Raw genomic sequence first — 5,337 nt, forward strand, 5'->3', positions numbered from 1 at the left:
TTCAGGCCGGCGCCGTCGAGCTTGTTTTCGTATTCAAAGATGTTGTCGAAACGGGCCATCTCAGGTCTCCTGAAGGGCCGCCCTGCGGGCGGCCTGCGCCCCCTTGGGGGGCAGCGAACAAAGTGAGCGTGGGGGCTGTGTCATTTCATAGCTCCGCCGGCGTACTGACGAAACCGGTGACTTCGAGGCCAAAGCCGGTCATGGAGGGCATCTTGCGCGGGCTGGAGAGCAGGCGCATCTTGGTGACGCCGACATCGCGCAGGATCTGGGCGCCGATGCCGTAGGTGCGCGGGTCCCATTTGACCGGGGCGCAGGGGGCGGTGCCGGTCAGGCGGGAGAGGATGGCTTCGCCGTCTTCCGGGCGGTGCATGAGGACGATGACGCCGTGGCCGAATTTGGCCATGGCGGCCTGCGCTTCTTCGATCGAGAAGGATTGGCGCTTGCTCGACGGGTCGAGGAAGTCGAGCACGGAGAGCGGTTCGTGCACGCGGACCAGCGTCTCGCCACCGGCCGGAATGTGGCCCTTGACCAGCGCCAGATGGGTGGCGCCGCTCGCCTGGTCGACGTAGGCGTGCAGGGTGAAATCGCCGTGGGCGGTGCTGATCGTCTTGCTGGTGACACGTTTGACCAGCGTTTCCGAGGCGGCGCGGTAGTGGATGAGGTCGGCGATGGTACCGATCTTGAGGCCATGTTCCTTGGCGAATTCGATGAGTTCCGGCAGGCGGGCCATGGTGCCGTCGTCGTTCATGATTTCGCAGATCACCGAGGACGGCTCAAGACCGGCCATGCCGGCCAGGTCGCAGCCGGCTTCGGTGTGGCCGGCGCGGACCAGCACGCCGCCTTCGCGGGCGGTGATCGGGAAAACGTGGCCGGGCTGGACGATGTCGTCGATGGTCGTGTTCTTGGCCACGGCGACCTGGATGGTGTGTGCCCGGTCGGCGGCCGAGATGCCCGTGGTGACGCCTTCGGCGGCTTCGATCGAAACGGTGAAGGCGGTGCCGTACTGGGCCTTGTTGTTGGCCGCCATCTGGGCCAGGCCAAGCTTCTTGCAGCGGGTTTCGGTGAGCGTCAGGCAGATCAGGCCACGGCCGAATTTGGCCATGAAATTGATCGTCTCGGGGGTGATGTGTTCGGCCGCCATGACGAGGTCGCCCTCGTTTTCGCGGTCTTCTTCGTCGACCAGGATGACCATGCGACCGGCCTTGAGTTCGGCGACGATCTCGGCGGTGCTGGCGATGGCGGGATGGGGTGGCATTGGGGGGTCCGGGAACAGCAAAAGGGGGGTGCTATTTTCGCAGAAACAGGGGATTGGCACATGACTTTAGTGCCTGGGTTCAGACGATATTCAGGGCAGATAGGCTTCGACCTGGACGCGCAGGCGGACTTCGTCGCCGATGAAAGGCAGGCCGTTGCTCAGGCCGAATTCGGAGCGGCGCAGCACGCCGCTGGCGTCGGCACCGCAGCCGCGCTTGCGGCTGGCCAGGTTGAGGCCGCATTTGAAGCGGCTGACTTCGAGGCGCATCGGCCGGCTTTCGCCGAGCATGACGAGGACGCCGTCGACGGCGCTGAGTTTTTCCTCGGTGAAAATCAGCTTCTGGCTGCGGAAGAAAATGTAGGGGAAGTCTTTGGCCTTGAACCAGTCGTCGCCGCGCAGCACATCGTCGCGCAGGGCAAATCCGGTGTCGAGCGAGGCGGTTTCGATGCTGATGTCGATGCGCCCGGTTTTGGCTTCGGGATCGAATTCGACGATGCCGCTGCTCCGGTTGAACTGGCCGCGCTGCGTCGAAAAGCCGAGGTGGTCGATCTCGAAGTTGGCGTAGGTGTGCGCTGGGTCGATGGTGTATTCGGCGGCTTGGGCGAGCGGCAGGCAGGCGGAAAAAAGCAGGGCGGGGAGGAGTCTCACGGTCAACCGGAAAAAAAGGCCAAAAATGAAATGGCGATGGCGTTCTGACCTCTCCCTCGGCAAGCCGTTCCCGCCATTTCGAGTAAGATCGCTGCCCATGCGGCATGCCCTCCTTTTCTCCGTTTTCGTCATCGCCTCCTGCGGGCTGGCCTACGAATTGATCGCCGGTGCCCTGTCGTCCTACCTGCTCGGCGATTCGGTGACACAGTTCTCGACGGTGATTGGCACCTACCTGTTCGCCATGGGCGCCGGGTCGTGGCTGTCGAAATACATTACGCGTGACCTGGTCGGACGCTTTATTCAGATTGAGCTCATGGTCGGCCTGCTCGGCGGCTTTTCGGCGATCGGGCTGTTCCTCGTCTTTACCTGGCTGTCGGCGCCGTTCAAGCTCGTGCTCTATCTCGCCGTGTTCGGCGTCGGCGTCTTCGTCGGGCTGGAGATTCCGCTCGTCATGCGCATTTTGAAGCGCGAACTGGCCTTCAAGGATCTCGTATCGCAAGTGCTCACTTTCGATTATCTCGGCGCGCTGGCCGTCTCCATCCTCTTTCCGCTGGTGCTGGCGCCGCAGATCGGCATGGTGCGGACCGGGCTGCTGTTTGGCGTGCTCAACGTTGCCGTGGCGCTCTGGGCGCTGCATTTGTTCCGCGACCAACTGCCGTCGCGGCGTTGGCTGGCGGTGCAGAGCTGGACGGTCTTCGGCCTGCTCGCCGGCGGTTTTGCCGGGGCCGGGCAACTGACGACCATCGCCGAAACCCATCTCTACGCCGACGACATCATCCACGCCGAAACGACCCCCTACCAGCGCCTCGTCGTCACCCGCTGGCGCGACGACCTGCGCCTGTTCATCAACAACAACCTGCAGTTTTCATCGCACGACGAATACCGCTACCACGAGGCGCTGGTTCATCCCGGTCTGGCCAGCCTGCCCGGGGCGAAGCGGGTTCTCGTGCTCGGCGGCGGGGACGGGCTGGCCGTGCGCGAAATCCTCAAGTATCCGAATGTCGAGGCGGTGACGCTGGTCGATCTCGATCCGGCGATGACCGATCTGTTCGCCGAGGCGCCGGCCCTCGTCGCCCTCAATCAGGGCGCACTCAGTTCGCCGAAAGTCACGGTGGTCAACGCCGATGCCCTGCAATGGCTGGAGGAAAGCCGCGAGTATTTCGACTTCGTCGTCGTCGATTTCCCTGATCCGAACAACTACGCGCTCGGCAAGCTCTATACCTCGGCTTTCTACCGCCTGCTCGAAAAACGCCTGTCGGCGCGCGGCCTGATCGTCGTCCAGTCGACCTCGCCGCTTTATGCCCGGCAATCGTTCTGGTGCGTCGTGACGACGCTGGAAAGTGTCGGTTTCAAGACAGCGCCGTATCACGCGCTGGTCCCGTCCTTCGGCGAATGGGGCTACATCATTGCCGGCCGCCAGGAATTCTCCATTCCCACGGTCGACCGGGAAAAAACGCGATTTTTGACATCGGAAATTCTGCCCGGTCTGTTCGAGTTCCCGGCCGACATGGCGCGCCTGCCTGCCGAAGTCAATCAGTTGAACAACCAGGTTTTGGTGCGCACCTTCGAGGCCGAGTGGCGCCAGGTCATCCGTTAGCGCCGCTGAGCGGCGCGAGGTGCGCCTTGAGGTAGGCCACGGCGTCATCGAACGGCAGCGGCCGGCTGTACAGGTAGCCTTGCAGGATGTCACAGCCCAGCTCGGCCAGAAAGTGGCGTTGGGCCTCGGTTTCGACGCCCTCGGCGACCAGTTCGAGACCCAGACTGTGGCCCAGCGCAATGGTCGCGGCACAGATGGTGGCATCGTTGATGTCGGTCTCAATGTCGGTGACGAAGGAGCGGTCGAGCTTGAGGCGCCTGATCGGCAGGTGCTTGAGGTAAGCCAGCGAGGAGTAGCCGGTGCCGAAATCGTCGATGGCCAGCACGATGCCCATGGTGGCCAGCTGGTCGAGGATGGACAGCGTCATTTCCGGGTTTTCCATCGCCGTGCTCTCGGTGACTTCGAGCTCGATGTCTTCCGGCCGCAGGTCGTAACAGGCCAGTGCGCCGCGGACGAGGAGCAACAGGTTTTCGTGGCGCAACTGCTGGGCCGAGATATTGATGGCGATGCGGATGCCAGCAATGCCTTGCTGCTTCATGAGGCGGATCAGCCGGCAGGTTTCCCAGATCACCCAATCGCCGAGCGGCTGGATCAGGCCGGTTTCTTCGGCGATGGTAATGAACCGCAGCGGCGAGACCAGCCCGAATTTTGGGTTGGTCCAGCGCAGCAGCGCCTCGGCGCCGAGGACGCGGCCGCTGGCCGTTTCGACCTGCGGCTGGAAGTGCAGCGAAAACTCGCTGCTCGCCGGCGAAATGGCGGCGATGGCCTGGCGCAGCTCGTTCTCCATGGCCAGGCGCTCGCCCGACGCTTCGTTCATGCGGGCCGTATAGAACTGGTGATTGTTGCGGCCGGCCCTTTTCGCGTGATACATCGCAGTGTCGGCGTTGCGCAGCAGGGTGCCGGGATCGCTGCCGTCAATCGGGTAGAGGCTGATGCCGATGCTCGGCGTCGCGTAGAGCACGTGATCGGCGATCCGGTAGCTGTCGGCCAGGTTGCTTTGAATCTTGCTGGCGACGCGGGCGGCGGTCAGCGGTGATTCGATCTCGGGCAGGACGACGACAAATTCGTCGCCGCCGATGCGCGCCACGAGATCGCTGGCGCGCACGCATTCACGCAGGCGCTGGGCGACATTCTGCAGCAACTGGTCGCCGACGTGATGGCCCAGCGTGTCGTTGATGTTCTTGAAGTTGTCGAGGTCGATCAACATCAGGGCCAGTTGGTTATTCTCCCGCAGGCAACTGCGCAACGACTGGGCCAGCTGCGATTCGAAGGCCAGCCGGTTGGGCAAATTGGTCAGCGGATCGTGATAGGCCAGATGGGCCAGGCGGTCGGCCACCTCATGGCTGGCGTCAATTTCGCTGAAATTGGCGACATAGTTCCCGATGCCGCCATCGTCCTTGCGGACCACTGAGATTTTCACGAAACGCAGATAGTTGGCACCATCCTTCTGCTTGTTCCAGATCTCGCCTTCCCAGTAGTCCTCGGTGTTCAGCGCTTGCCACAGGGCTGCATAAAACTCGGGCGTCGCCCGCCCGGAGGACAGAATGCGCGGATTCTGCCCGATCAATTCCTCTGCCGAGTACCCGCTGAGCCGGCACAGTGCGTCATTGACCGCGACAATCAGCTTGCCGCTGTCGGTCACCAGCATGCCTTCATTGCTGTGTTCGAAGGCACGCCGAAAGACCTTTCCGGAGAGAGTCTCCTGGTCTTGGAGGGGCTCGGTGCAGCCTACTACGGTAGCGCGGGTCATGGCGTCAGTCTGACTGGATATGACCCTATTCTAGACGTTAAACAGGAAATTTAGCCTAAATATGGCTTCATTGCTTGGCTTCGGCAA

General features: G+C 62.6%; 4 protein-coding genes. 1 reads left to right on the forward strand and 3 read right to left on the reverse strand.

Features of this window, described 5'->3' with window-relative positions; all coding sequences use genetic code 11:
* Positions 1-145: 145 nt before the first annotated feature.
* Complete coding sequence (ribBA, locus tag ADADOO_RS07675) at positions 146-1,255, reverse strand: bifunctional 3,4-dihydroxy-2-butanone-4-phosphate synthase/GTP cyclohydrolase II (RefSeq protein WP_511276414.1); 1,110 nt, start codon at positions 1,253-1,255, stop codon at positions 146-148.
* 90 nt (positions 1,256-1,345) lie between these two features.
* On the reverse strand, positions 1,346-1,903 hold the full coding sequence (locus ADADOO_RS07680; RefSeq protein ID WP_511276416.1) for a YceI family protein: 558 nt from the start codon (positions 1,901-1,903) through the stop codon (positions 1,346-1,348).
* Positions 1,904-2,000: 97 nt separating this feature from the next.
* Between ADADOO_RS07680 and ADADOO_RS07685 the strand changes: the two genes are divergently transcribed.
* Positions 2,001-3,500 carry a polyamine aminopropyltransferase gene (locus tag ADADOO_RS07685; protein ID WP_511276417.1) on the forward strand — a complete coding sequence of 500 codons (1,500 nt, stop codon included), beginning with the start codon at positions 2,001-2,003 and terminating at the stop codon, positions 3,498-3,500.
* Here ADADOO_RS07685 and ADADOO_RS07690 read toward each other — a convergent pair.
* On the reverse strand, positions 3,490-5,250 hold the full coding sequence (locus ADADOO_RS07690; protein ID WP_511276419.1) for a putative bifunctional diguanylate cyclase/phosphodiesterase: 1,761 nt from the start codon (positions 5,248-5,250) through the stop codon (positions 3,490-3,492). The two genes, ADADOO_RS07685 and ADADOO_RS07690, sit on opposite strands and share 11 nt — an antisense overlap.
* Positions 5,251-5,337 lie beyond the last annotated feature (87 nt).

Origin of the sequence: Azonexus sp. (assembly GCF_036170495.1) — a bacterium.
GTDB lineage: Bacteria > Pseudomonadota > Gammaproteobacteria > Burkholderiales > Rhodocyclaceae > Azonexus.